The organism is Pantoea sp. GM01 (assembly GCF_000282675.1).
GTDB lineage: Bacteria > Pseudomonadota > Gammaproteobacteria > Enterobacterales > Enterobacteriaceae > Pantoea > Pantoea nemavictus.
Genome location: NZ_AKIU01000031.1, coordinates 25,330 through 47,614 on the forward strand (window position 1 = coordinate 25,330; position 22,285 = coordinate 47,614).

17 protein-coding genes and 1 pseudogene are annotated in these 22,285 nt (G+C 54.7%); 9 read left to right on the forward strand and 9 right to left on the reverse strand.

Annotated features, from left to right (window positions below):
- Positions 1–46: 46 nt before the first annotated feature.
- Positions 47–943 carry a carboxylating nicotinate-nucleotide diphosphorylase gene (gene nadC, locus PMI17_RS09395; RefSeq protein WP_007888665.1) on the reverse strand — a complete coding sequence of 299 codons (897 nt, stop codon included), beginning with the start codon at positions 941–943 and terminating at the stop codon, positions 47–49.
- A 181-nt stretch (positions 944–1,124) separates the two neighbouring features.
- Here nadC and ampD point away from each other — a divergent pair, with 181 nt between their 5' ends.
- Together ampD and ampE are read left to right on the forward strand one after the other, a co-directional pair.
- Positions 1,125–1,676, forward strand: a complete 552-nt coding sequence (gene ampD, locus PMI17_RS09400; RefSeq protein WP_007888669.1) for a 1,6-anhydro-N-acetylmuramyl-L-alanine amidase AmpD — start codon at positions 1,125–1,127, stop codon at positions 1,674–1,676.
- A gap of 16 nt (positions 1,677–1,692) precedes the next feature.
- Positions 1,693–2,547 (forward strand): beta-lactamase regulator AmpE, encoded by an 855-nt coding sequence (gene ampE, locus PMI17_RS09405; RefSeq protein WP_007888676.1) that lies wholly within the window; start codon positions 1,693–1,695, stop codon positions 2,545–2,547.
- Here ampE and PMI17_RS09410 read toward each other — a convergent pair.
- The 3 genes from PMI17_RS09410 to aroP form a co-directional block, all read right to left on the reverse strand.
- On the reverse strand, positions 2,529–3,482 hold the full coding sequence (locus PMI17_RS09410; protein WP_007888680.1) for a family 43 glycosylhydrolase: 954 nt from the start codon (positions 3,480–3,482) through the stop codon (positions 2,529–2,531). The two genes, ampE and PMI17_RS09410, sit on opposite strands and share 19 nt — an antisense overlap.
- Positions 3,479–4,885, reverse strand: a complete 1,407-nt coding sequence (locus PMI17_RS09415; RefSeq protein WP_007888681.1) for a glycoside-pentoside-hexuronide (GPH):cation symporter — start codon at positions 4,883–4,885, stop codon at positions 3,479–3,481. Before PMI17_RS09415 ends, PMI17_RS09410 begins: the two co-directional genes overlap by 4 nt.
- Before the next feature lie 162 nt (positions 4,886–5,047).
- Positions 5,048–6,403, reverse strand: a complete 1,356-nt coding sequence (aroP, locus tag PMI17_RS09420) for an aromatic amino acid transporter AroP (protein ID WP_007888683.1) — start codon at positions 6,401–6,403, stop codon at positions 5,048–5,050.
- Between the two features lie 513 nt (positions 6,404–6,916).
- Between aroP and pdhR the strand changes: the two genes are divergently transcribed.
- From pdhR to lpdA, 4 genes are all read left to right on the forward strand, one after another.
- The gene (pdhR, locus tag PMI17_RS09425; RefSeq protein WP_007888684.1) at positions 6,917–7,681 is read left to right on the forward strand and encodes a pyruvate dehydrogenase complex transcriptional repressor PdhR; all 765 of its coding nucleotides are present in this window, start codon (positions 6,917–6,919) and stop codon (positions 7,679–7,681) included.
- Positions 7,682–7,808: 127 nt separating this feature from the next.
- Positions 7,809–10,475 (forward strand): pyruvate dehydrogenase (acetyl-transferring), homodimeric type, encoded by a 2,667-nt coding sequence (gene aceE, locus PMI17_RS09430; protein ID WP_007888685.1) that lies wholly within the window; start codon positions 7,809–7,811, stop codon positions 10,473–10,475.
- 14 nt (positions 10,476–10,489) lie between these two features.
- Positions 10,490–12,385 carry a pyruvate dehydrogenase complex dihydrolipoyllysine-residue acetyltransferase gene (aceF, locus tag PMI17_RS09435; protein WP_007888687.1) on the forward strand — a complete coding sequence of 632 codons (1,896 nt, stop codon included), beginning with the start codon at positions 10,490–10,492 and terminating at the stop codon, positions 12,383–12,385.
- A 173-nt stretch (positions 12,386–12,558) separates the two neighbouring features.
- A complete protein-coding gene (gene lpdA, locus PMI17_RS09440; RefSeq protein ID WP_007888688.1) occupies positions 12,559–13,983 on the forward strand; it encodes a dihydrolipoyl dehydrogenase in 1,425 nt (474 codons plus the stop codon).
- A gap of 146 nt (positions 13,984–14,129) precedes the next feature.
- On the opposite strand, the gene PMI17_RS25845 is transcribed toward lpdA, so the two are convergent.
- A complete protein-coding gene (locus tag PMI17_RS25845; protein WP_007888693.1) occupies positions 14,130–14,276 on the reverse strand; it encodes a Hok/Gef family protein in 147 nt (48 codons plus the stop codon).
- Positions 14,277–14,526: 250 nt separating this feature from the next.
- Positions 14,527–14,711: pseudogene (locus tag PMI17_RS25705) on the reverse strand (hypothetical protein); the annotation flags it as partial.
- Between the two features lie 67 nt (positions 14,712–14,778).
- Between PMI17_RS25705 and PMI17_RS09445 the strand changes: the two are divergent.
- The 3 genes from PMI17_RS09445 (at position 14,779) to yacL (ending at position 18,408) form a co-directional block, all read left to right on the forward strand.
- Positions 14,779–15,072: an aldo/keto reductase gene (locus tag PMI17_RS09445; protein WP_238541537.1), complete on the forward strand. Its 294-nt coding sequence runs from the start codon at positions 14,779–14,781 to the stop codon at positions 15,070–15,072.
- 203 nt (positions 15,073–15,275) lie between these two features.
- Positions 15,276–17,873, forward strand: coding sequence for a bifunctional aconitate hydratase 2/2-methylisocitrate dehydratase (gene acnB, locus PMI17_RS09450; protein ID WP_007888695.1), 2,598 nt, complete (start codon positions 15,276–15,278; stop codon positions 17,871–17,873).
- A gap of 172 nt (positions 17,874–18,045) precedes the next feature.
- The gene (yacL, locus tag PMI17_RS09455; protein WP_007888696.1) at positions 18,046–18,408 is read left to right on the forward strand and encodes a protein YacL; all 363 of its coding nucleotides are present in this window, start codon (positions 18,046–18,048) and stop codon (positions 18,406–18,408) included.
- Positions 18,409–18,483: 75 nt separating this feature from the next.
- Here yacL and PMI17_RS09460 read toward each other — a convergent pair whose 3' ends face one another.
- The 3 genes from PMI17_RS09460 to PMI17_RS09470 all read right to left on the reverse strand — a co-directional run bounded on the left by PMI17_RS09460 (position 18,484) and on the right by PMI17_RS09470 (position 22,251).
- Positions 18,484–19,527: a cyclase family protein gene (locus PMI17_RS09460; protein WP_007888698.1), complete on the reverse strand. Its 1,044-nt coding sequence runs from the start codon at positions 19,525–19,527 to the stop codon at positions 18,484–18,486.
- Positions 19,524–20,861 (reverse strand): MFS transporter, encoded by a 1,338-nt coding sequence (locus tag PMI17_RS09465; protein WP_007888701.1) that lies wholly within the window; start codon positions 20,859–20,861, stop codon positions 19,524–19,526. The genes PMI17_RS09460 and PMI17_RS09465 overlap by 4 nt, the downstream gene beginning before the upstream one ends.
- A 70-nt stretch (positions 20,862–20,931) precedes the next feature.
- Positions 20,932–22,251 carry an MFS transporter gene (locus PMI17_RS09470; protein ID WP_007888703.1) on the reverse strand — a complete coding sequence of 440 codons (1,320 nt, stop codon included), beginning with the start codon at positions 22,249–22,251 and terminating at the stop codon, positions 20,932–20,934.
- Positions 22,252–22,285 lie beyond the last annotated feature (34 nt).

The following is a 22,285-nucleotide window of genomic DNA, read 5'->3' on the forward strand; positions in this document are numbered from 1 at the left end:
GGCATACCGCAAAACCGCCGCCACGAAGGGCGACGGAGGCGCTGAATTAAAGGTCGCGGAAGCGCATCGATAAATCCAGCGCGCGCACATGCTTGGTTAACGCACCAACGGAAACGTAGTCGACGCCGGTGTGGGCAATGTGTGGCAACGTGGTTTCGGTAACGTTGCCAGAGACTTCCAGCAGCGCACGTTTATTGGTTAGCGCCACCGCTTCATGCATCATTTCAAGGCTGAAGTTATCCAGCATGATGATGTCCGCGCCAGCATCAATGGCATCCTGCAGTTCCGTCAGTGATTCGACTTCGACCTCAACCGGCACATCGGGCGATAGCCACAGCGCTTTTTCTACCGCGTTGCGCACCGAGCCGCTGGCAATAATGTGGTTTTCTTTAATCAGAAAAGCATCCGACAAACCTAAGCGATGATTGTTACCGCCACCGCACAGCACTGCATATTTCAGCGCGGTACGCAGGCCGGGTAGGGTTTTACGCGTGTCGAGTAGTTGCGTGTTGCTACCTTGCAGCAGGGCCACATAGCGGCTGACTTCAGTAGCCACTCCAGACAACGTTTGTACGAAGTTAAGCGCAGTGCGTTCTGCGGTTAAAAGCAGGCGCGCCGGGCCACTGAGCTCAAATAGCAGTTGATCGGCAACCAGCGTTTGTCCATCTTCAACATGCCAGTTGATGCTCACTTTATTGCCCAACTGGATAAACACCTCTTCCACCCAGCGTTTACCACAAAAAACACCGACTTCACGCGTGATTACCTGCGCCACAGCCTGCTTCTCGGCTGGCAGCAGTAACGCGGTGATATCGCGATCGGCATCCACTTCGCCGCCCAGGTCCTCCTGAAGCGCGCGGGCAACGGCTTCAGGGATATCTTGCTCAATACGCTTAATCAATTCCTGACGGCGATGATCGGGATCGTAACGACGCGTTGCCATGGTTTACCACTCCACAAGACGAGATTTTGTGCGCTCACCTTAGCCTGATTTATCGGCCATTGCCAGTTGCTGCAGGTGAAATGTTTAGTATCCTTAACTCCGGGTTGCTGGCGCATTAAGTCGCAAGTCTGCACTCTGAAACATGTTATTCTCAGCCTGATTTTGCTGAGGATTTAACGGCATGAAACTGGAAGAGGGCTGGATCACCAGCGCGCGCAAAGTACCGTCACCCCACTTTAATCAGCGTCCGAATGATGAAGTTCCCTCGCTGTTGGTGATTCATAACATTAGCTTACCGCCCGGTGAGTTTGGCGGGCCGTGGATCGATCGGCTGTTTACCGGCACGTTGCCTGCGGATGCGCATCCCTATTTTGCCGAGATCGCCCACCTACGCGTGGCAGCACACTGTTTGATTCGCCGCGATGGTGAGTTGGTGCAATACGTCTCTTTCGATCAGCGCGCCTGGCACGCTGGGGTATCACAATTTGAAGGGCGTGAAAGCTGCAATGATTTTTCGATGGGCATTGAGCTGGAGGGCACCGATACGCTGCCGTATACCGATGCGCAATATGCCACTTTGCAACAGGTGACGGCGTTGTTATTGCAGCACTATCCATTGACGCCGTCGCGCATTACCGGCCACAGCGATATAGCGCCGGAACGTAAAACGGATCCGGGGCTCTCGTTTGACTGGCCGCGATATAAAGAGTCTATCAGGCAGGAGAATTCCTGAAACAGCAGGAGCAGGTATGACGTTGTTTAGCTTGTTATTAGTCTTAGGTTGGGAACGCCTTTTTAAGCTGGGTGAACATTGGCAACTGGATCATCGGCTTGAGCCGCTGTTCCGGAGACGTCAGCGCTTTTCCCTGCTGCGCACGCTGTTGATGACCGTCATGGCGATGCTGATCGTCTGGCTGGTGGTGTGGAGCCTGAAAGGTATTCTGTTTGGCGTAGCGCAACTGCTGTTCTGGATTGTGGTGGGTTTGCTATGCATTGGCGCCGGTTCGGTACGGCTGCACTATCACAACTACCTTAAAGCCGCGAGCCATGACGATGAAGCAGCCCATCAGGCGATGGCCGCCGAGCTGACACTGATTCACGGTGTGCCTGTTGAGTGCAGCGAACGCGAGTTCCTGCGTGAACTGCAGAATGCGCTGATATGGATTAACTTCCGCTACTATCTGGCGCCGCTGTTCTGGTTTGTGGTTGGCGGTCCTTACGGTCCGGTGCTGTTAGTGGGTTATGCATTTCTGCGCGCCTGGCAGAGTTGGCTGGCGAAACACCATTCGCCGCTGGAGCGTTCGCAATCTGGCGTTGATCGCCTGCTGCACTTGCTGGACTGGATTCCTGTGCGCCTTGCCGGTGTGGCTTACGCGCTACTCGGGCACGGCGAGCGTGCGCTGCCGGCGTGGTTTGCCGCGCTTGGCGATCTGCATCGCCCGCAGTATCAGGTGCTGACCAGCCTGGCGCAGTTCTCGCTGGCACGCGATCCGCACATGGATAAAGTCGAAACGCCACGTGTTGCGGTGGCGCTCGCGAAACGTATTTCTCTGGTGCTGGTGGTGGTGGTGGCGCTATTGACCATCTACGGCACGCTGGTGTGATCGGCCGGCGGCACGCCGAAATCCGGTGTGCCGTCTTCGCGCCAGTCAACGTACTTTAATCGCGTATGGCGATTCGGATCCCACAGCGGATCGCCCTCAATTTCCGTATAGTTACGTGCGTGATACACCAGCACATCCCGCCCCGCCTCATCCACCGTAAAGCTGTTATGCCCTGGCCCGTATTGTTGATTATCCCAACTGGTGGCAAATACCGGACGCGCCGATTTATGCCAGGCGCTGATGTTAAGCGGATCGGCCGACACATCAATGCTTAAGATGCCAAGGCAGTAATTTTCATCGGTGGCGCTGGCGGAGTAGGTGACAAACAATCGTTCACCGTGCTGAATCACTGCCGGCCCTTCATTCACGCTAAACCCTGCGCATTCCCATTCATACTCAGGTCGGCTCAGCATCAGCGGGGCGCTTTTCAATGTCCAGGGATTGAGTAGCTCGGCGAGATAAAGGTTGGAGTTACCGGGAATAGCCGGGTCTTTCTGCGCCCAAAGATACCAGTGTTTGCCCTGATGCGAGAAGTAAGTGGCATCCAGCGAGAAGGAGTCGATGGGCGTGTGGACGCGACGGCAAGGTTGCCAGTTGCCGCTGAGCGGATCGGCATCATTACATACCAGCGCATACATGCGGTGCTGGAAAAGCCCATCTTTAATTTCGCGCGTCGGCGCGGCGGCAAAATAGATCACCCATTGCCCATTTATGTGGTGCAGTTCTGGTGCCCAAATCAATGCGCTAAACGGGCCGGTATCGGGTTTGTGCCATACGGTAACGGCTTGCGCATCAATCAGGCCAGTCAGCGTAGACGCATAGCGAATCTCCAGTCGGTCATATTCCGGCACCGAGGCGATAAAATAGTAGCCATCAGCGTGACGCAGAATAAAGGGATCGGCGCGTTGGGTAATAAAAGGATTGGGCCAGCTCATTTGATCTCTCCGGGTTGCGTAGTCGCTGAGGACGCGATAGGGGATACGTGATGTGAATGGGCACGGCGCAGTGCCAGATCGGCCTGAATGGTGCGCATCATTTTGCGATCCACTTTCATCAAGCGCACCACACCAGCGGTAATCAGATAGCCGACGCCAGGAATCACGGTAAACAGCAGCATGATGCCGTTAGTGGCGCTGGGTGCCTGTTGTTTGGCACCGGCATCGTAGCCATATATCGACAGCAGAAAACCTACCATCGCACCGGCAACCGCCAGCCCAACTTTCAGGAAGAACAGATTGCCGGAGAAGCTCATACCAGTGATGCGTTTGCCGGTTTTCCATTCACCGTAATCATCCACGTCGGCCATCAGCGACCAGTGCAGCGGCGAGGGAATTTGGTGCAGGATATTCAGCAGGAAATAGGCGATCACCACCGCGACGGTGGCGTGTGGATCGATCCAGTAAAAGCCGCAGGAGAACAGCGCCAGCGCGATGTTAGTCCAGAAAAAGACTTTGAGCTTGCACCAGCGGTCGGTAAGAATTTTCGCCAGCGTACTGCCAAACATCATGCCGATGACGCCAAGGCTGATGAACAGCGTGGCGAAGTGCGTCGATTGGCCCATTACCCAGGTGACGTAATACATGGTGGCCGCCATGCGGATAAAACCAGGGCAGACGTTACAGAACGTCAGCAGCAGAATGCGCACCCACTGATCGTTCTTCCATACGTCGCGCAGGTCCTGTTTCAAATCATCATTGCTTGGCGCCGCAGGTCGAATGCGTTCGCGCACCGTAGCAAAACAGAACAGGAACATGGCCAGACCAATCAGCGCCAACACGCTCATCGCCAGCTGATAGCCGCGTGCTTTATTGTCGCCACCAAACCACTCGGCCATCGGCAGTAGCGAAAGCGAAAGAATGAGCGTGGCAACGCCCACCATCACAAAGCGATACGACTGGCACGACACGCGTTCTCCGGGATCGTTGGTAATCACGCCACCCAGCGAGCAGTAAGGGATGTTGATGGCGGTATAGGTTAGCGACATCAGGAAGTAGGTGACAAATGCCCAGATAACTTTGTTGTCGTAGCTCCAGTCCGGCGTGGTAAACATCAAGACGCTGAACAGCACGTAGGGCACGGAAACCCACAGCAGCCAAGGGCGGAAACGGCCCCAGCGGCTCTGGGTTCGGTCGGCAATGGCGCCCATGATCGGATCGGTCACCGCATCCAGCACGCGCACCGAGAGCAACAGCGTGCCGACCAGCGCCGGGGCTAAGCCAAACACATCAGTGTAGAAATAATTGAGGAACAGCATGATGGCGCCACCAATCATGTTGCATCCGGCATCGCCCATGCCATATCCCAGTTTCTCCCGGAACGAGAGGGCTGCTCCTTTCATTGATCGTCTCCAGCGACTAGATGAGCAGAAATTATCTGTGCAAAATCAGTAATCTGCTGGGGAGCAAATGGTCGGGTAGATGGACAAAACGCGCGGGCGGGAAAAAGTGTGAGCCAGATCAGAGGAACAGCCCGGCAACAGCGTGCCGGGCAGGGAACAACATTAGGCTTTCTGTAGTTTGTTCTTAATGGTGTAGCCGATACCCAGAATCACCAGCCAGACCGGAATCAGCCATACCGAGATCGCCATGCCCGGCGTCATCAGCATAATGACCAGCACGCCGGCCAGGAACACCAGACAGATCCAGTTACCCAGCGGATAGAGCACCGCTCTGAAGCGGGTGGTCACGCCTTGCTGGTCTTTCTTCTTACGGAATTTCAGATGCGCCAGGCTGATCATCGCCCAGTTGATAACCAGAGCGGAAACCACCAGCGCCATCAGCAGACCAAAGGCTTCACCTGGCATCAGGTAGTTAATCAGGACGCACAGCAAGGTCGCAACGGCAGAGACCAGAATGGTGGCGACTGGCACGCCGCGGCTATCGACTTTTAACAGCGCTTTTGGCGCGTTGCCTTGTTGCGCGAGGCCGAACAGCATGCGGCTATTACAGTAAACGCAGCTGTTGTAGACCGACAACGCAGCCGTCAGGATCACCACGTTCAGCGCGTTGGCGACAAAAGCATCGCCCAGTTCATGGAAGATCAAAACGAACGGGCTGGTATCGGCTGTTACGCGCGTCCACGGCAGCAGCGACAGCAATACAGCCAGTGAGCCGATATAGAAAATCAGGATACGCCACAGCACCTGGTTGGTGGCTTTCGGGATGCTCTCTTCTGGATTGTCGGCTTCTGCGGCGGTAATGCCCACCAGCTCCAGACCACCAAACGAGAACATAATGATTGCCATCATCATCACGAGCCCGGTCATGCCGTGCGGCAAGAAACCGCCCTGATCCCAAAGGTTGCTCACGCTAGCCTGCGGGCCGCCGTTGCCGCTAAACAGCAGCCAGCCACCGAACAGGATCATGCCGATAACCGCGACGACTTTGATGATTGCGAACCAGAACTCCATCTCACCAAACACTTTAACGTTGGTCAGGTTGATGGCGTTGATCAGCACAAAGAAGATGGCGGCAGTAGCCCAGGTGGGGAAGTCCGGCCACCAGAACTGCACGTATTTGCCGACGGCGGTCAATTCAGCCATGGCGACCAATACATACAGCACCCAGTAGTTCCAGCCCGAGGCGAAACCGGCGAAGTTGCCCCAGTATTTGTAGGCGAAGTGGCTGAAGCTACCGGCAACCGGCTCTTCAACCACCATTTCGCCCAGTTGGCGCATAATCAGAAAGGCAATAAAACCGGCGATCGCATAACCGAGAATCACGGCGGGACCCGCCGATTTAATCACTGATGCGCTACCCAGAAACAGGCCAGTACCTACGGCTCCGCCCAGCGCAATCAGCTGAATATGGCGATTCTTTAAGCCGCGGTGCAGCGTGTCGCCATGCTGTTGTTCCATACAAACCTCGTGATGTTGTTATTGTGCACCTGCAGTGCGCGCACTGTAAGGTCGTTTACCCTAATGTACTCTTTTCTTTACGGTATCTGGCGTGCTGTGTGCATGCATGAGCTACCACGGCGTTCAGAATAGTGATAAGCGCGCCGCTTTGCACCTGCTTTTGCTTTTTGTGCTGAGAGATGACTGAAAAAGCAGCAGCATTCACTGCGCGCCGGTCGCAATATTTCTGCCACGAAAAAATCGTGAACACGAATAGCTTTCACTTATGGTTGCACGGTTTTGACGGCGCTAACTCAGTGTAAGGTTAGGTAAAAGTGCAATTCATTAACATTTGTTGCCGCCCAGTAATTTTTCACTCTATCCCGGTGAGTTAGCGCATCGCTGCTACGATCTTCCCCTGAAGTGTGACCGCGCCCATATAGACACAAGGTGAATACTTTGTTACTTTACCGACACCATTTTTCAATTGGTATTACCAATTTACTCCGGACGTTTGGCTGATAAGAAGGGAAGATGGCTTACAGTAAAATTCGCCAACCCAAGCTCTCTGATGCAATTGAGCAGCAACTGGAATCCCTGATTATGGAAGGGACGCTCCAGCCGGGAGAAAAACTGCTCCCCGAGCGTGAACTGGCGAAACAGTTTGATGTCTCACGTCCATCCTTGCGCGAAGCGATTCAGAGCCTGGAAGCTAAAGGCCTGCTGATGCGTCGTCAGGGCGGCGGCACCTTCGTCCAAAAAAATCTCTGGCAAAGCCTAAGCGACCCGCTGGTCGGGCTGCTTGCCGAACATCCAGAATCTCAGTTTGACCTGCTGGAAACCCGCCATGCGCTGGAAGGCGTTGCTGCCTATTATGCGGCGCTGCGGGGCACCGATGAAGATCTGCAGCGCATCCGCGACTGCCATGTTCACATTCAGCAGGCACAGGACAGCGGCGATCTCGATGCCGAAGCCGATGCAGTGATGAAGTATCAGATCGCTGTCACAGAAGCCGCTCATAATGTGGTGCTTCTGCATTTGCTGCGTTCCATGGGCCCTATGCTGGAACAAAACGTCCGTCAGAATTTTGAATTGCTCTACGCTCGCCGGGAAATGCTGGCGAAAGTGAGCGGTCACCGCGCCAGTATTTTCGAGGCGATTGTGGCTCGTGAGCCAGAACAAGCACGCGAGGCCTCTCATCGTCACCTGGCGTTCATTGAGGAAATCTTGCTGGATAGAAGTCGGGAGCAGAGTCGTCGTGAACGCTCCCTGCGTCGTTTACAGCAACGTAAGGAATAACGCACGGCAACGAACGTGCGGAAAACACGACGGGCCTGTCTTCTTGTGCTGTGAACCAGAAGCAAAGCACAAGCAGACAGGCTCCTGATAATTTCAACGTATTAGACACAGATAAGGAATACACCCCATGTCAGAACGTTTACAGAATGACGTGGATCCGATCGAAACTCGTGATTGGCTACAAGCGATCGAATCGGTCATCCGTGAAGAAGGTGTTGAGCGCGCGCAGTATCTGATTGATCAGGTAATGAGTGCAGCACGCAAAGGTGGCGTGAAAGTTGCCGCAGGTTCCTCTGCAATCAGCAACTACATTAACTCTATTGCTGTTGAAGATGAGCCGGACTATCCGGGCAACACCTCTCTTGAACGTCGTATCCGTTCCGCAATTCGTTGGAACGCCATCATGTCGGTGCTGCGTGCGTCGAAGAAAGATCTGGAGTTGGGTGGCCATATGTCCTCCTTCCAGTCTTCCGCGACCATTTATGAAGTGTGCTTCAACCACTTCTTCCGCGCGCGTAGCGACAAAGACGGCGGCGATCTGGTTTACTTCCAGGGCCATATCTCTCCGGGCATCTATGCACGTGCCTTCCTTGAAGGTCGTCTGACCGAAGAGCAGATGAACAACTTCCGTCAGGAAGTGCATGGCAACGGCCTCTCTTCTTATCCGCACCCGAAACTGATGCCAGACTTCTGGCAGTTCCCGACCGTTTCTATGGGCCTTGGTCCGCTGTCGGCGATCTATCAGGCGAAATTCCTGAAGTATCTGGAACACCGCGGTCTGAAGGACACTTCAGCACAAACCGTTTACGCCTTCCTTGGTGATGGCGAGATGGATGAGCCGGAATCCAAAGGTGCGATCACCATCGCCACCCGTGAAAAGCTGGATAACCTGGTGTTCATCATCAACTGTAACCTGCAGCGTCTGGATGGCCCGGTCACCGGTAACGGTAAGATCATCAACGAGCTGGAAGGCATCTTCGCCGGTGCTGGCTGGAACGTGATCAAAGTGATCTGGGGCGGTCGTTGGGATGAACTGCTGCGTCAGGACACCAGCGGCAAGCTGATTCAACTGATGAACGAAACCGTTGACGGCGATTATCAGACCTTCAAATCCCGTGACGGCGCCTACGTGCGCGAGCACTTCTTCGGTAAATACCCGGAAACCGCAGCACTGGTGAAAGATTGGTCAGACGAAGAGATCTTCGCCCTGAACCGCGGCGGTCACGATCCGAAGAAAGTCTACGCAGCACTGAAAAAAGCGCAGGAGACCAAAGGTCAGCCAACGCTGATTCTGGCACATACCATTAAAGGCTATGGTATGGGTGATACTGCCGAAGGCAAAAACATCGCGCACCAGGTTAAGAAGATGAACATGGATGGCGTTCGCTACATCCGCGATCGCTTCAACGTGCCGGTTGCTGACGAGAAAATCGAAGAGCTGCCGTACGTGACCTTCGAAAAAGGTTCTGAAGAGTACAACTATCTGCACGGTCAACGTGAGAAGTTGGGCGGCTACCTGCCAACGCGTCAGGCGCAATTTAGCGAGAAGCTGGAAATGCCAACGCTGGAAGAGTTCCGTCCGTTGCTGGAAGAGCAGAATAAAGAGATCTCCACCACCATCGCCTTCGTGCGTGCCTTGAACGTGATGCTGAAGAACAAGTCGATCAAAGATCGCCTGGTTCCGATCCTCGCGGATGAAGCCCGTACCTTCGGTATGGAAGGTCTGTTCCGTCAGATTGGTATCTATAGCCCGAACGGTCAGCAGTACACCCCGCAGGACCGCGAGCAGGTTGCTTACTATAAAGAAGACGAGAAAGGCCAGATTCTGCAGGAAGGGATCAACGAGCTGGGCGCAGGTTCATCCTGGCTGGCAGCGGCGACTTCTTACAGCACCAACAACCTGCCGATGATTCCGTTCTACATCTATTACTCGATGTTCGGCTTCCAGCGCATCGGCGATCTGATGTGGTTGGCGGGCGATCAGCAGGCGCGCGGCTTCCTCGTCGGCGGCACCTCCGGTCGTACTACACTGAACGGCGAAGGCCTGCAGCACGAAGATGGTCACAGCCACATTCAGTCGCTGACCATCCCGAACTGTATCTCTTACGATCCGTCTTACGCGTACGAAGTGGCGGTCATCATGCAAGATGGCCTGGTGCGTATGTACGGCGAAGCGCAGGAGAACATCTACTACTACATCACCACGCTGAACGAAAACTACCACATGCCGGCGATGCCGCAGGGTGCGGAAGAGGGTATCCGTAAGGGTATCTACAAGCTGGAAACCGTAGACGGTAGCAAAGGCAAAGTGCAGCTGCTGGGTTCAGGTTCAATCCTGCGTCACGTGCGTGAAGCCGCGCAGATCCTGGCGAAAGATTACGGCATCGGTTCTGACGTCTACAGCGTGACCTCGTTCACCGAGCTGGCGCGTGATGGCCAGGATTGCGAGCGCTGGAACATGCTGCACCCAACCGAAGAGCCACGTGTACCGTACATCGCGCAGGTGATGAACGAGGCGCCGGCTGTCGCATCAACCGACTACATGAAGCTGTTCGCAGAACAGGTTCGCAGCTACGTACCTTCCAGCGATTATCGCGTGCTGGGTACTGACGGCTTCGGTCGTTCAGACAGCCGCGAAAACCTGCGTCACCACTTCGAAGTGGATGCATCGTATGTGGTTGTGGCTGCGCTGGGTGAGCTGGCTAAACGCGGCGAAATCGATAAGAAAGTGGTGGCAGAAGCAATCACCAAGTTCAACATCGACGCCGATAAAGTTAACCCGCGTCTGGCTTAAGAGGTAAGAGAGTAATGGCTATTGAAATTAACGTGCCGGATATCGGGGCAGACGAAGTTGAAGTCACCGAAATTCTGGTGAAGGTGGGCGACAAGGTTGAAGCTGAACAGTCGCTGATCACCGTAGAAGGTGATAAAGCCTCAATGGAAGTGCCTTCGCCGCAGGCCGGCGTGGTGAAAGAGATCAAAATCTCAACCGGTGACAAAGTGGAAACCGGCAAACTCATCATGATCTTTGACGCAGAAGGTGCCGCAGAAGCGGCGCCAGCGCCAGCAGAAGAGAAGAAAGCGGAAGCCGCTCCTGCTCCAGCTGCTGCCGCTGCTGCGGTCAGCAAAGAGGTCAACGTACCGGACATCGGCGGCGACGAAGTTGAAGTTACCGAGATTCTGGTCAAAGTGGGCGACACCGTTGCCGCTGAGCAGTCACTGATCACCGTTGAAGGCGACAAAGCCTCAATGGAAGTCCCTGCACCGTTCGCGGGTGTGGTGAAAGAGATCAAAATCGCCACCGGCGATAAAGTGAATACCGGCTCACTGATCATGGTATTCGAAGCAGAAGGCGCAGCGCCTGCTGCGGCTCCAGCAGCCAAACAGGAAGCGGCTCCAGCAGCAGCCCCTGCGGCCTCTGGCGCGAAAGACGTCAACGTGCCGGACATTGGTGGCGATGAAGTTGAAGTCACCGAGATTCTGGTGAAAGTTGGCGACAAAGTTACTGCTGAACAATCATTGATCGTGGTTGAAGGCGACAAAGCGTCAATGGAAGTGCCTGCACCGTTCGCCGGTACCGTGAAAGAGTTGAAAGTGTCGACTGGCGATAAAGTCAGCACCGGTAAACTCATCATGGTGTTCGAAGTGGAAGGCGCGGCACCGGCTGCGGCTCCAGCAGCTAAGCAGGAAGCCGCTCCGGCAGCCGAAGCCGCTAAACCTGCCGCCGCGCCTTCGCCTGCGAAAGCGGATGCTAAAGGCGAGTTCGCTGAGAACGATGCTTACGTGCACGCTACGCCGGTGATTCGTCGCCTGGCGCGCGAGTTCGGTGTCAACCTGGCGAAAGTCAAAGGCACCGGCCGCAAAGGTCGCATCTTGAAAGAAGACGTGCAGACTTACGTTAAAGACGCGGTGAAACGCGCTGAAGCGGCTCCGGCTGCTGCAGCCAGCGGCGGAAGCCTGCCTGGTCTGCTGCCTTGGCCGAAAGTGGACTTCAGCAAGTTTGGCGAAATCGAAGAAGTGGAACTGGGTCGTATCCAGAAAATCTCGGGTGCCAACCTGAGCCGTAACTGGGTGGTTATCCCGCACGTTACCCACTTCGACAAAACCGACATCACCGATCTGGAAGCCTTCCGCAAACAGCAGAATGCTGAAGCGGAGAAACGTAAACTGGATGTGAAATTCACACCAGTGGTGTTCATCATGAAAGCCGTTGCCGCTGCTCTTGAGCAGATGCCACGCTTCAACAGTTCACTGTCTGAAGATGCACAGAAACTGACGCTGAAGAAATACATCAACATCGGTGTGGCGGTAGATACGCCAAACGGTCTGGTGGTTCCGGTGTTCAAAGATGTGAACAAAAAAGGCATCACTGAACTGTCGCGCGAGCTGATGGCGATTTCTAAGAAAGCACGTGATGGCAAGCTGACCGCGGGCGACATGCAGGGCGGTTGCTTCACCATCTCCAGCCTTGGCGGCTTGGGCACCACGCACTTCGCGCCGATCGTCAACGCGCCGGAAGTGGCTATCCTCGGTGTTTCCAAGTCAGCGATGGAGCCGGTGTGGAACGGTAAAGAGTTTGAGCCGCGTCTGATGATGCCTATCTCACTCTCCTTCGACCACCGCGTGATCGACGGTGCTGATGGTGCGCGCTTTATCACCATCATCAACAACACACTGTCCGACATCCGCCGTCTGGTGATGTGAAGTTAATCAAGGCCGGCGTAAGCCGGCCTTGTTGTAAGCATTCAATGTTGCCGCGGTTGGCAGTTTGTTAACAATTCTGTAAACTCTCGCGGTGAAATGTCCCGGCGGATATAGGGCATTAGAGCTTGGGAAAAGCTTTCTCCTGACTGCCGGTAATCAAACAAGAGGTCATGATGAGTACAGAGATTAAAACTCAAGTCGTGGTACTTGGGGCAGGTCCTGCAGGTTACTCTGCAGCCTTCCGTTGCGCTGATTTAGGTCTGGAAACCGTAATCGTTGAGCGTTACAGCACCCTCGGCGGTGTTTGTCTGAACGTAGGCTGTATCCCGTCAAAAGCGCTGCTGCACGTCGCCAAAGTGATCGACGAAGCAAAAGCCCTGGAAGAGCACGGTATCGTGTTTGGCCAGCCGCAAACTGACATCGACAAAATTCGTAGCTGGAAAGAGAAGGTGATTAACCAACTCACTGGCGGCCTCGCGGGTATGGCGAAAGGTCGTAAAGTGAAGGTGGTTACTGGCCTCGGCAAATTCACCGGTGCTAACACGCTGGTGGTAGAGGGTGAAGGTGGCGCAACCACCATTAACTTCGACAACGCGATCATCGCGGCCGGTTCTCGTCCAATCGAACTGCCATTTATTCCGCACAACGATCCGCGCGTGTGGGACTCTACCGATGCGCTGGAACTGAAAGAAGTGCCGAAGCGTCTGCTGGTTATGGGCGGCGGCATCATCGGTCTGGAAATGGCCACCGTTTACAAAGCGCTGGGTTCAGAGATCGACGTGGTTGAGATGTTCGACCAGGTGATCCCGGCTGCCGATAAAGACGTGGTGAAAGTCTTCACCAAGCGTATCAGCAAGAAATTCAACCTGATGCTGGAAACCAAAGTCACCGCGGTTGAAGCGAAAGACGACGGTATTTACGTATCAATGGAAGGCAAAAAAGCGCCAGCTGACGCACAGCGTTACGACGCGGTGCTGGTGGCGATTGGCCGTGTACCGAATGGTAAAGGTCTGGATGCTGGTAAAGCAGGCGTGGAAGTGGACGATCGCGGCTTCATCCGTGTCGATAAGCAGATGCGCACCAACGTACCGCACATCTATGCCATCGGTGACATCGTGGGTCAGCCAATGCTGGCGCACAAAGGTGTGCACGAAGGCCACGTCGCGGCGGAAGTGATCTCCGGTCTGAAGCACTACTTTGACCCGAAAGTGATCCCATCCATTGCCTATACCGAGCCAGAAGTTGCCTGGGTTGGTCTGACCGAGAAAGAAGCCAAAGAGAAAGGCATCAGCTACGAAGTGTCTACCTTCCCGTGGGCAGCTTCAGGCCGTGCGATCGCTTCTGATTGTGCAGACGGTATGACCAAGCTGATCTTCGACAAAGAAACGCACCGTGTCATCGGTGGCGCGATTGTTGGTACCAACGGCGGCGAGCTGCTGGGTGAGATTGGTCTGGCGATTGAAATGGGCTGTGATGCCGAAGATATCGCGCTGACCATTCACGCGCACCCAACGCTGCATGAGTCTGTTGGCCTGGCGGCTGAAATATTCGAAGGCAGCATCACTGATCTGCCGAACCCAAAAGCGAAAAAGAAATAACTTTTCGCTTTTGATAAATTAACGGCTCCTTTAAGGAGCCGTTTTTTATTAGTCGTTCTGGTTAAATAAAGAAATAAAAAAAAGGCGCGTGAGCTAACACATGCGCAATGCCGGAATAGCGGGAGCGAACTCCCGCTAAAGAAGTTTTACTGTCGTGCTTCGTAAGCCATAACAGCCGATAATTCAGCAGTGAATATCCGTAAACGTAATTCACAGAGTGAGCTGCGATTAACCAGACACAATCCTAATAGAATGAGCCCGCTGATAATCAGCTTGCTGAATATTGACTTCATAGTCGTGTTCCTCTTGATTTAGCACGAGCAAGCGACTACCCTAACATTTCTCAGGTGGTAGGGTATTTCGCTTGCCCGTGCGGTTAATGAAAGTTAACTGCACGGTTCTACGCTCCACAACCTACCTCAATCTTTTCAGCTTGAAGCAAGTTGCCTCAAGCGCCCGCAGGCAGTCTACGCCAAACCTATTTTATTTCACCTTAATTTTAAAAATTATTTATAATTAATCATTTTGTTTTTATTTAACTATTTAAATAGATCGCGTAATGGATGGCTTTAATTGGTTATTCATTTCCTTAAGCCAATCAATAAAATGCCGCAGCGGCGCTGAAAGATATTTACGGCTTGGATACCCGCACGCGCCGCCTGTAAAATCCGTTCGTTGTTATCCAGCACCAACGAACCTTTTACCGCCACTTCCTGTCGGCGGCTAGCCGAAGATGATTTCCGTCGTTCTTTACCGCGTTTCCAGCAGGATGCGCAGGCACATAACCAGAAGTTAGTGAATCAACTTTCCGCGATGGCTGCAGGTTATGACGCCACAGCCGCCCAGCTGGCATTGGCGTGGGTGCTGGCGAAGGGGGATTTTATCGTGCCGATTCCCGGAGCCAGTAAAATCGCCCATCTGGAACAGAACTGCGCCGCCGCCGATTTAACATTACGCGGGGGGATGTCGCCACGCTGGATGAGCTGTTCAGCGTGCACAATATTCAGGGCGCACGTTATAACGACAGCGAGTTTATATTGGTCGATCGATAATCGGTTTCTCCTCGTTTATGCAGCAAGCAGGCTTTAAACGCCTGCTTTTTTTATGTGATCGCGCGCAATCCGCAGACGAACCTGCTAAATAACGCGCGGATGTTGCTTTTTTGTAAACAGATTAACAATCATCCGAAATGCTGCTATGCTGCCCCACGCGGAACCGGGCACCTCACCCTACTGTTTGACAGCATCAAGGGGTGCGCCGGAAAGCTATACAATGAGAGCGAGGAGAACGTCGTGCTAGAAGAATACCGTAAGCACGTTGCCGAGCGTGCTGCCCAGGGAATCGTACCTAAGCCGTTAGATGCTTCCCAAATGGCCGCGCTGGTTGAACTGCTGAAAAACCCGCCAGCGGGTGAAGAAGAATTCCTTATCGACCTTTTGGTCAATCGTGTTCCACCAGGTGTTGATGAAGCGGCGTATGTTAAAGCCGGTTTCCTGGCAGCTGTCACTAAGGGCGAAGCCCACTCTCCTCTGGTTACTCGCGAAAAAGCCGTTGAGCTGCTGGGCACCATGCAGGGCGGTTATAACATCCATGCGCTGATTGAAGCGTTAGAAGATGAAGCGCTCGCGCCGATTGCCGCTGAAGCCCTGTCTCACACGCTGCTGATGTTCGATAACTTCTACGATGTCGAAGAGAAAGCCAAAGCGGGTAACCCACACGCGAAAAAAATTATCCAGTCATGGGCCGATGCCGAATGGTTCCTGAAGCGTCCAAAACTGGCTGAAAAAATCACCACCACCGTGTTCAAAGTGACCGGCGAAACCAACACCGACGACCTCTCTCCGGCGCCGGATGCATGGTCACGTCCGGATATTCCACTGCACGCGCTGGCGATGTTAAAAAACGCCCGTGAAGGCATCGAACCCGACGATGCGGGTAACGTTGGCCCGATCAAACAGATCGAAGCGCTGCAGACCAAAGGCTTCCCGCTGACCTATGTCGGCGACGTGGTCGGTACCGGTTCTTCACGTAAATCCGCCACCAACTCGGTGCTGTGGTTTATGGGCGACGATATCCCGTACGTGCCGAACAAAAAGGGCGGCGGTCTGTGCCTCGGCGGTAAAATCGCCCCGATCTTCTTCAACACCATGGAAGATGCTGGCGCACTGCCGATCGAACTCGACGTTGATCGTCTGAACATGGGCGATGTCATTGACGTTTACCCGTACAAAGGCGAAGTGCGCAATCATGAAACCGATGAAGTGCTGGCGACCTTCGAACTGAAGACCGACGTGCTGCTGGACGAAGTCCGTGCTGGCGGTCGTATTCCGCTGATCATCGGCCGTGGCTTGACCACCAAAGCGCGTGAATCACTGGGTCTGCCGCACAGCGATGTGTTCGTGCAAGCCAAAGATGTTGCCGCCAGCACCCGTGGTTACTCACTGGCGCAGAAAATGGTTGGTCGTGCGTGCGGCGTAGACGGCGTCCGTCCTGGCGCTTACTGCGAACCGAAAATGACGTCAGTGGGTTCTCAGGACACCACCGGTCCAATGACGCGTGACGAACTGAAGGATCTGGCGTGCCTCGGCTTCTCTGCCGACCTGGTGATGCAGTCATTCTGCCACACCGCGGCCTATCCGAAGCCGGTCGACGTCACCACGCACCATACGCTGCCTGACTTCATCATGAACCGTGGTGGTGTCTCGCTGCGTCCGGGCGATGGTATCATTCACAGCTGGCTGAACCGTATGCTGCTGCCAGATACCGTGGGTACCGGCGGTGACTCGCATACCCGTTTCCCAATTGGTATATCCTTCCCGGCTGGTTCGGGTCTGGTAGCGTTTGCTGCTGCGACCGGCGTAATGCCGTTGGACATGCCGGAATCGGTGCTGGTGCGCTTTAAAGGTAAAATGCAGCCGGGCATCACCCTGCGCGATCTGGTGCATGCGATTCCGCTGTACGCCATCAAAGCGGGTCTGCTGACCGTGGAGAAGAAAGGGAAGAAGAACATCTTCTCTGGCCGCATTCTTGAAATTGAAGGCCTGCCTGATCTGAAAGTTGAGCAAGCTTTCGAACTTTCTGATGCTTCCGCTGAACGTTCTGCTGCCGGCTGTACCATCAAGCTGGATAAAGCGCCAATCATCGAGTATCTCAACTCGAACATTGTGCTGCTGAAGTGGATGATCTCGGAAGGCTACGGCGATCGTCGTACGCTGGAGCGCCGCGTTGAAGGCATGGAAAAATGGCTGGCCGATCCGCAACTGCTGGAAGGCGATGCAGATGCCGAATACGCTGCGGTGATCGACATCGATCTGGCCGAGATCAAAGAGCCAATTCTGTGTGCACCGAACGATCCAGACGACGCGCGTTGGTTGTCTGACGTGCAGGGCGAGAAGATCGACGAAGTGTTCATCGGTTCGTGCATGACCAACATTGGTCACTTCCGCGCGGCCGGTAAACTGCTGGATGCGCATAAAGGTCAGTTGCCAACCCGTCTATGGGTTGCGCCGCCAACGAAAATGGATGCCGCACAGCTGACCGAAGAGGGCTACTACAGCGTGTTCGGTAAGAGCGGTGCGCGTATTGAGATTCCGGGCTGTTCACTGTGCATGGGTAACCAGGCGCGTGTGGCGGACGGCGCGACGGTGGTTTCCACCTCAACCCGTAACTTCCCGAACCGTCTCGGTACCGGTGCTAACGTGTTCCTCGCATCGGCTGAACTGGCAGCGGTAGCTTCACTGCTCGGTAAACTGCCAACGCCGGACGAGTACCAGCAGTTCATGCTGCAGGTGGATAAGACCGCGGCAGACACTTACCGTTACCTCAACTTTGATCAACTGGGACAATACACTGACAAAGCAGATAGCGTGATCTTCCAGACTGCCGTTTAATCGGTTTTTCGGATGAACAAGGGGACGATGAAAATCGTCCCTTTTTTTATGCGCTTTTTTCCGCTGACATCTCCAGGCATAATGCGAGCGCGATCCCACTTTATTCAGCGTGCTGCGCACAAAATGCACTAAGACAGTGCCGCACGGCGCGTCATCAGTATGAGGCAAACCCATGGAGTATGAATTTCTGCGTGATTTGACCGGGCAGGTCAAAGTGCGTATGTCGATGGACCACGAAGCGGTGGGTCACTGGTTCAACGAAGAGGTCAAAGACAATCTGCCGTTGCTGGATGAGGTTGAAGCCGCCGCCCAACAGGTAAAAGGTACCCTTAATCAGTGGCAGCGTGTGGGGCATGAATACACACTGTGGCTGGACGAAGAAGAGGTGATGATTCGTGCCAACCAGCTGGCGCTGGAAGATGACGGCATGGAAGAGGGCATGACCTATTACGACGAAGAGAGCCTGTCGTTTTGTGGTGTGGAAGATTTTCTCGCGGTGATCGCGGCATACCGGCAGTTTATTGCGGGTAAGTAATACCGGTGCGCATTCACGCGCACCTTATACCTGAGTATTGCCATGCATGGCGACTACGCCGATATTCGCACTTATCTACACTGTCGCAATCGGCGTAGCGGGCGAGCCTACCGCGCCTGGCAAACGTAGCGGCGGTGCGGTGAGCAGAAACGCATGGCGCTGATGCTGCGCCAGCCAGTCGGCCAGCGGACTCAGCAGCATTAACTCCCCAAGATAGACGCCCAGCCGGAACAAGCAGAGATCGTGCAGCGGATGTGACGGATAGAAATCATCATTCATTGGCCGCGCTGGGAGTATTTCCACCGCCGGGTTATCTGCGATTAATGCCACTACGCCGCTTTCAGCAACCCAGTTGCGTAATGCCCGATCGCTACCGTCCAGCCCGGCAAAATGCGTGTTGAGGAAGTCCATATCCGGTTTACCCTGCATGGCGAGAATGGCTTCGTCCATGCCGGTGCGGAAGCAGACGAAATCGCCCGGTCGCACTTCAATATTATCGGCCTGCAGAATCTGTTGCAGATGCGAATAACCAAATGCAAACCGTTGGTTACCGAAATGGCGTTTGATATCAATCATCACTGCACGTCCCTGCATACCCTGCGCTGCCATGTTCTCAATGCCCAGCGCTTTGGCACCGAGATGGCAGCCGTGATCGCAGCCACAACCAGCGCGGTAATCGGTTTCGCCGACAATATCCACATTGGCCTTGTAACCGTTGTAGAACACCATTTCCGGCTCGCCGTTATCGTTAACGTCAAACCACTGGCCCATATGCGCCAGGCTGTCCCATTGCGTTGAATATTGCAGTGCCAGCGTTACGCTATCGTCGCAAATCACATCGGTAAGCTGCGGATTATCACGCGAAAGAGGATAGGTCATATTGGCATCTTCACCGCGTCGCGTGGCATTGAGTTGAGGTGGTGGACGGCGTGGATTCATCGCCGTACCGCCGGGCAAATCGAGTGGCAAACTCAGGCAGAAGGTTTCGCCCGTCTTCACCTCTGCGATACCTTCCCGCACTTTGGCAGCCGTAAGCAGATTAAGTCGACCGAGCTGATCATCCGCACCGAAATCGCCCCATGTCGATTGGGCCGGACGTTTTTTCCAACGCGCATTCATACTTCTCTCCTTAAGGTGCCATCCAACGCGGCATTACGCTCTGCACCCATTGGCTCTACGCGCGGCAGCCAGAACGCGTAAATCAGCGCACCAACCACGCCAATAACACCGGCAATCTCCAGTGGAATTACGAACGAATGGGTGAGCTGCATCAGCACGCCAATCAAAATCGGTGAGATGATCCCGGCAAGATTTGCCGCCATGTTTTGAATGCCGCCGATAGTCGCCACATTGGCGCGATTGGGCGCAACGTCCGAAGGTAACGCCCATAATGCTGCCGAAGCAAACGTGGCGGCGAAGTTGGCAAAGCACAGCGCCGCCAGCGCCAGGCCTACGGTCGGCGAGAAGGCCGCCAGCCCAATTGTCGCGCTACCGAGCATGCCGCCTACCAGCGGGATCTTGCGCGCCACGCTGAGCGAATAGCCACGACGTACCAGCGCATCCGACAGCAATCCGCCACACCAGCCACCAACAATTGCGGCAACGCCCGGCAGCATGCCGAGTAAGCCGAACTTCATCAGCGACAGATGAAAGGTTTCCACCAGATAGGTGGGAAACCAGGTGAAGAAAAAGTACGAGACGAAGTTGATACAGAAGAATCCGGCCATCATCGCCTGCACGGTGCGCTGACCCAGCAGCTGGCGCACGCTCATCGGATCGCCGGTTTGCGGATCCTGGTTGGCTTCGATAAATTCCACTTCTTCGCGCGTTACGCTGGAGTGCTCGCGTGGATCGCGATACCACAGATACCACGCCAGCGCCCACACTACCGCTACCACGCCCGAAATCACAAAGGTCATACGCCAGCCGACCAGTGCAATCAGAAAAGAGATGATCGGAATGGCCAGCGTGCCGCCAATTTTGCTGCCGTTATTGAATGTTGCGGCGGCGAAGCTGCGCTCCTGGCGCGGGAACCAGCGCGTAACCGTTGAGGAGCTGGCGGGATAGCTTGGCGCTTCCACGGCACCGAGCACAAAGCGAAAGCCAACCAGCGCCGCAATTGAACTGGCAAGTCCGCATGCGGCAGTGGCTAATCCCCATCCAAGGCTACTCAGCGCAAAGGTAATGCGCGGACCGAGTTTATCCACCAGCCAGCCTCCTGGCAGTTGAAACAGCACATAGCTCCAGAAGAAGGCGGAGAGTAACAAGCCGCTGTTGGTAGGCGAAAAGTTCAGCTCCTGGCTCATAAACGGCATCGCTACGCTCATTGCAGCGCGATCGATATAGTTGATGGCAATGCCGACGGACAGCACCGTAAGAATGACGAAACGAAATTTCCCTTTCGCTTTACTTGCCGAAATTGCAGCAGGTGATCCATTGGAATGTAGCGACATCATCGCCTCCAATTATTTTTATTTTCAGTAGGGGAAAAGCCGCATCAGAACGATGCGGCGGGTTAGGCGCTTACGCGCCGCTTGCGACAGAGTGGGAGTGCGTCACCTGTTCCTCATCCACGATAGGTTCAACTTTGCCCATCAGGAACAGATAGTTAAGGATACCAATCACCACCAGCACCGCCGAGAACACCAGCGCCCAGGTGAAGTGGCCGGTCGCACCGACGATGGCGCCGGTAATAATCGGGCCAACGGCACCGCCCATGTTGGAGACGGTGTTTTGCAGCCCGGCGACAATCGATACGCTGTTTTGCGGCGCAACATCGCCCGGTAGCGCCCATACCTGTGAGGCCGCAACGGTGGTGCCTGATTTTGCGATACACAGCAGCAGCACGGTCATGAACACTGAGTCGGTAAACGGCGCAAAGCCGATGCACAGCGCCATCAACAGGCCAATGGTGAGGAACAGTTTGCGCGTGGCGGTCAGCGACAGCACTTTGTTATGCACCATACGATCCGATGCCCAACCGGCCAGCACTTCAATCACCATGCCGCAAATCAGCGGCAGCGCAGCCACCATCCCCATTTTAAGGAAATCCATGCCCTTATCTTTCACCAGATAGGTCGGCAGCCAGGTGATAAAGAAGTAGGAGGTGTAGTTGATGGTGAAGAAACCAATGCACATCGCCCAGATATTGCGATAGCGCAGCAGCTTGTACCACTTCATCGGACGCACGCTTTTATCGCCATGCTTCTGCGCCTGGCCGTCACGGATAAAGAGCACTTCCTCTTTGCTGATCGACTGATGATCTTCTGGGTTTTCGGCGTAGATAAAGTACCAGGCGATAACCCAGAACAACCCTAATGCACCAATGGCGAGGAAGGTCAGACGCCAGTCGAACATGGCTATCATAAACACAATCAGCGGCATCGCCACCGCCCCCCCAAACTTCGAGGCGCTGTCGAACAGGCCCGACACCGTGGCGCGTTCGCGGTCCGGGAACCAGCGCGCGGTGATGCCGGCGTTGCTCGGATAGGCAGCCGCTTCACCTACGCCCAGCGCTAAACGCAGCGCCAGCAGCGATTTAAAGCCGGTCGCCAGACCCATCGCCATGGTGGCGATTGACCACCAGCCGACGGCAATTCCCAGGCCTTTTTTCTGGCCGAAGCGATCGGCAAACCAGCCCGCCGGGATCTGCAGCAGCGCGTAAGACCAGAAGAATGCGGCCATGATAAAGCCCATCATTTCCGGATTGATATCGAGCTCTTTGATCAGATGCGGTGCCGCCGCCGAGAGAACGGTGCGGTCAATGTAGTTAATGGCGATGGCCAGCCACATCAGGCCAGCGATCCACCAACGGATACGACTCGAGCGTGCAGAGTTAGTCATAATAATTATCCACTCGAAAAAGGGTTACAGGGAA

Excerpts from the sequence above, each read along its gene's own strand:
- nadC (WP_007888665.1), bottom strand. The coding sequence starts at position 943 with ATGGCAACGCGTCGTTACGATCCCGATCATCGCCGTCAGGAATTGATT.
- ampD (WP_007888669.1), top strand. The coding sequence starts at position 1,125 with ATGAAACTGGAAGAGGGCTGGATCACCAGCGCGCGCAAAGTACCGTCA.
- ampE (WP_007888676.1), top strand. The coding sequence starts at position 1,693 with ATGACGTTGTTTAGCTTGTTATTAGTCTTAGGTTGGGAACGCCTTTTT.
- PMI17_RS09410 (WP_007888680.1), bottom strand. The coding sequence starts at position 3,482 with ATGAGCTGGCCCAATCCTTTTATTACCCAACGCGCCGATCCCTTTATT.
- PMI17_RS09415 (WP_007888681.1), bottom strand. The coding sequence starts at position 4,885 with ATGAAAGGAGCAGCCCTCTCGTTCCGGGAGAAACTGGGATATGGCATG.
- aroP (WP_007888683.1), bottom strand. The coding sequence starts at position 6,403 with ATGGAACAACAGCATGGCGACACGCTGCACCGCGGCTTAAAGAATCGC.
- pdhR (WP_007888684.1), top strand. The coding sequence starts at position 6,917 with ATGGCTTACAGTAAAATTCGCCAACCCAAGCTCTCTGATGCAATTGAG.
- aceE (WP_007888685.1), top strand. The coding sequence starts at position 7,809 with ATGTCAGAACGTTTACAGAATGACGTGGATCCGATCGAAACTCGTGAT.
- aceF (WP_007888687.1), top strand. The coding sequence starts at position 10,490 with ATGGCTATTGAAATTAACGTGCCGGATATCGGGGCAGACGAAGTTGAA.
- lpdA (WP_007888688.1), top strand. The coding sequence starts at position 12,559 with ATGAGTACAGAGATTAAAACTCAAGTCGTGGTACTTGGGGCAGGTCCT.
- PMI17_RS25845 (WP_007888693.1), bottom strand. The coding sequence starts at position 14,276 with ATGAAGTCAATATTCAGCAAGCTGATTATCAGCGGGCTCATTCTATTA.
- yacL (WP_007888696.1), top strand. The coding sequence starts at position 18,046 with ATGGAGTATGAATTTCTGCGTGATTTGACCGGGCAGGTCAAAGTGCGT.
- PMI17_RS09460 (WP_007888698.1), bottom strand. The coding sequence starts at position 19,527 with ATGAATGCGCGTTGGAAAAAACGTCCGGCCCAATCGACATGGGGCGAT.
- PMI17_RS09465 (WP_007888701.1), bottom strand. The coding sequence starts at position 20,861 with ATGTCGCTACATTCCAATGGATCACCTGCTGCAATTTCGGCAAGTAAA.
- PMI17_RS09470 (WP_007888703.1), bottom strand. The coding sequence starts at position 22,251 with ATGACTAACTCTGCACGCTCGAGTCGTATCCGTTGGTGGATCGCTGGC.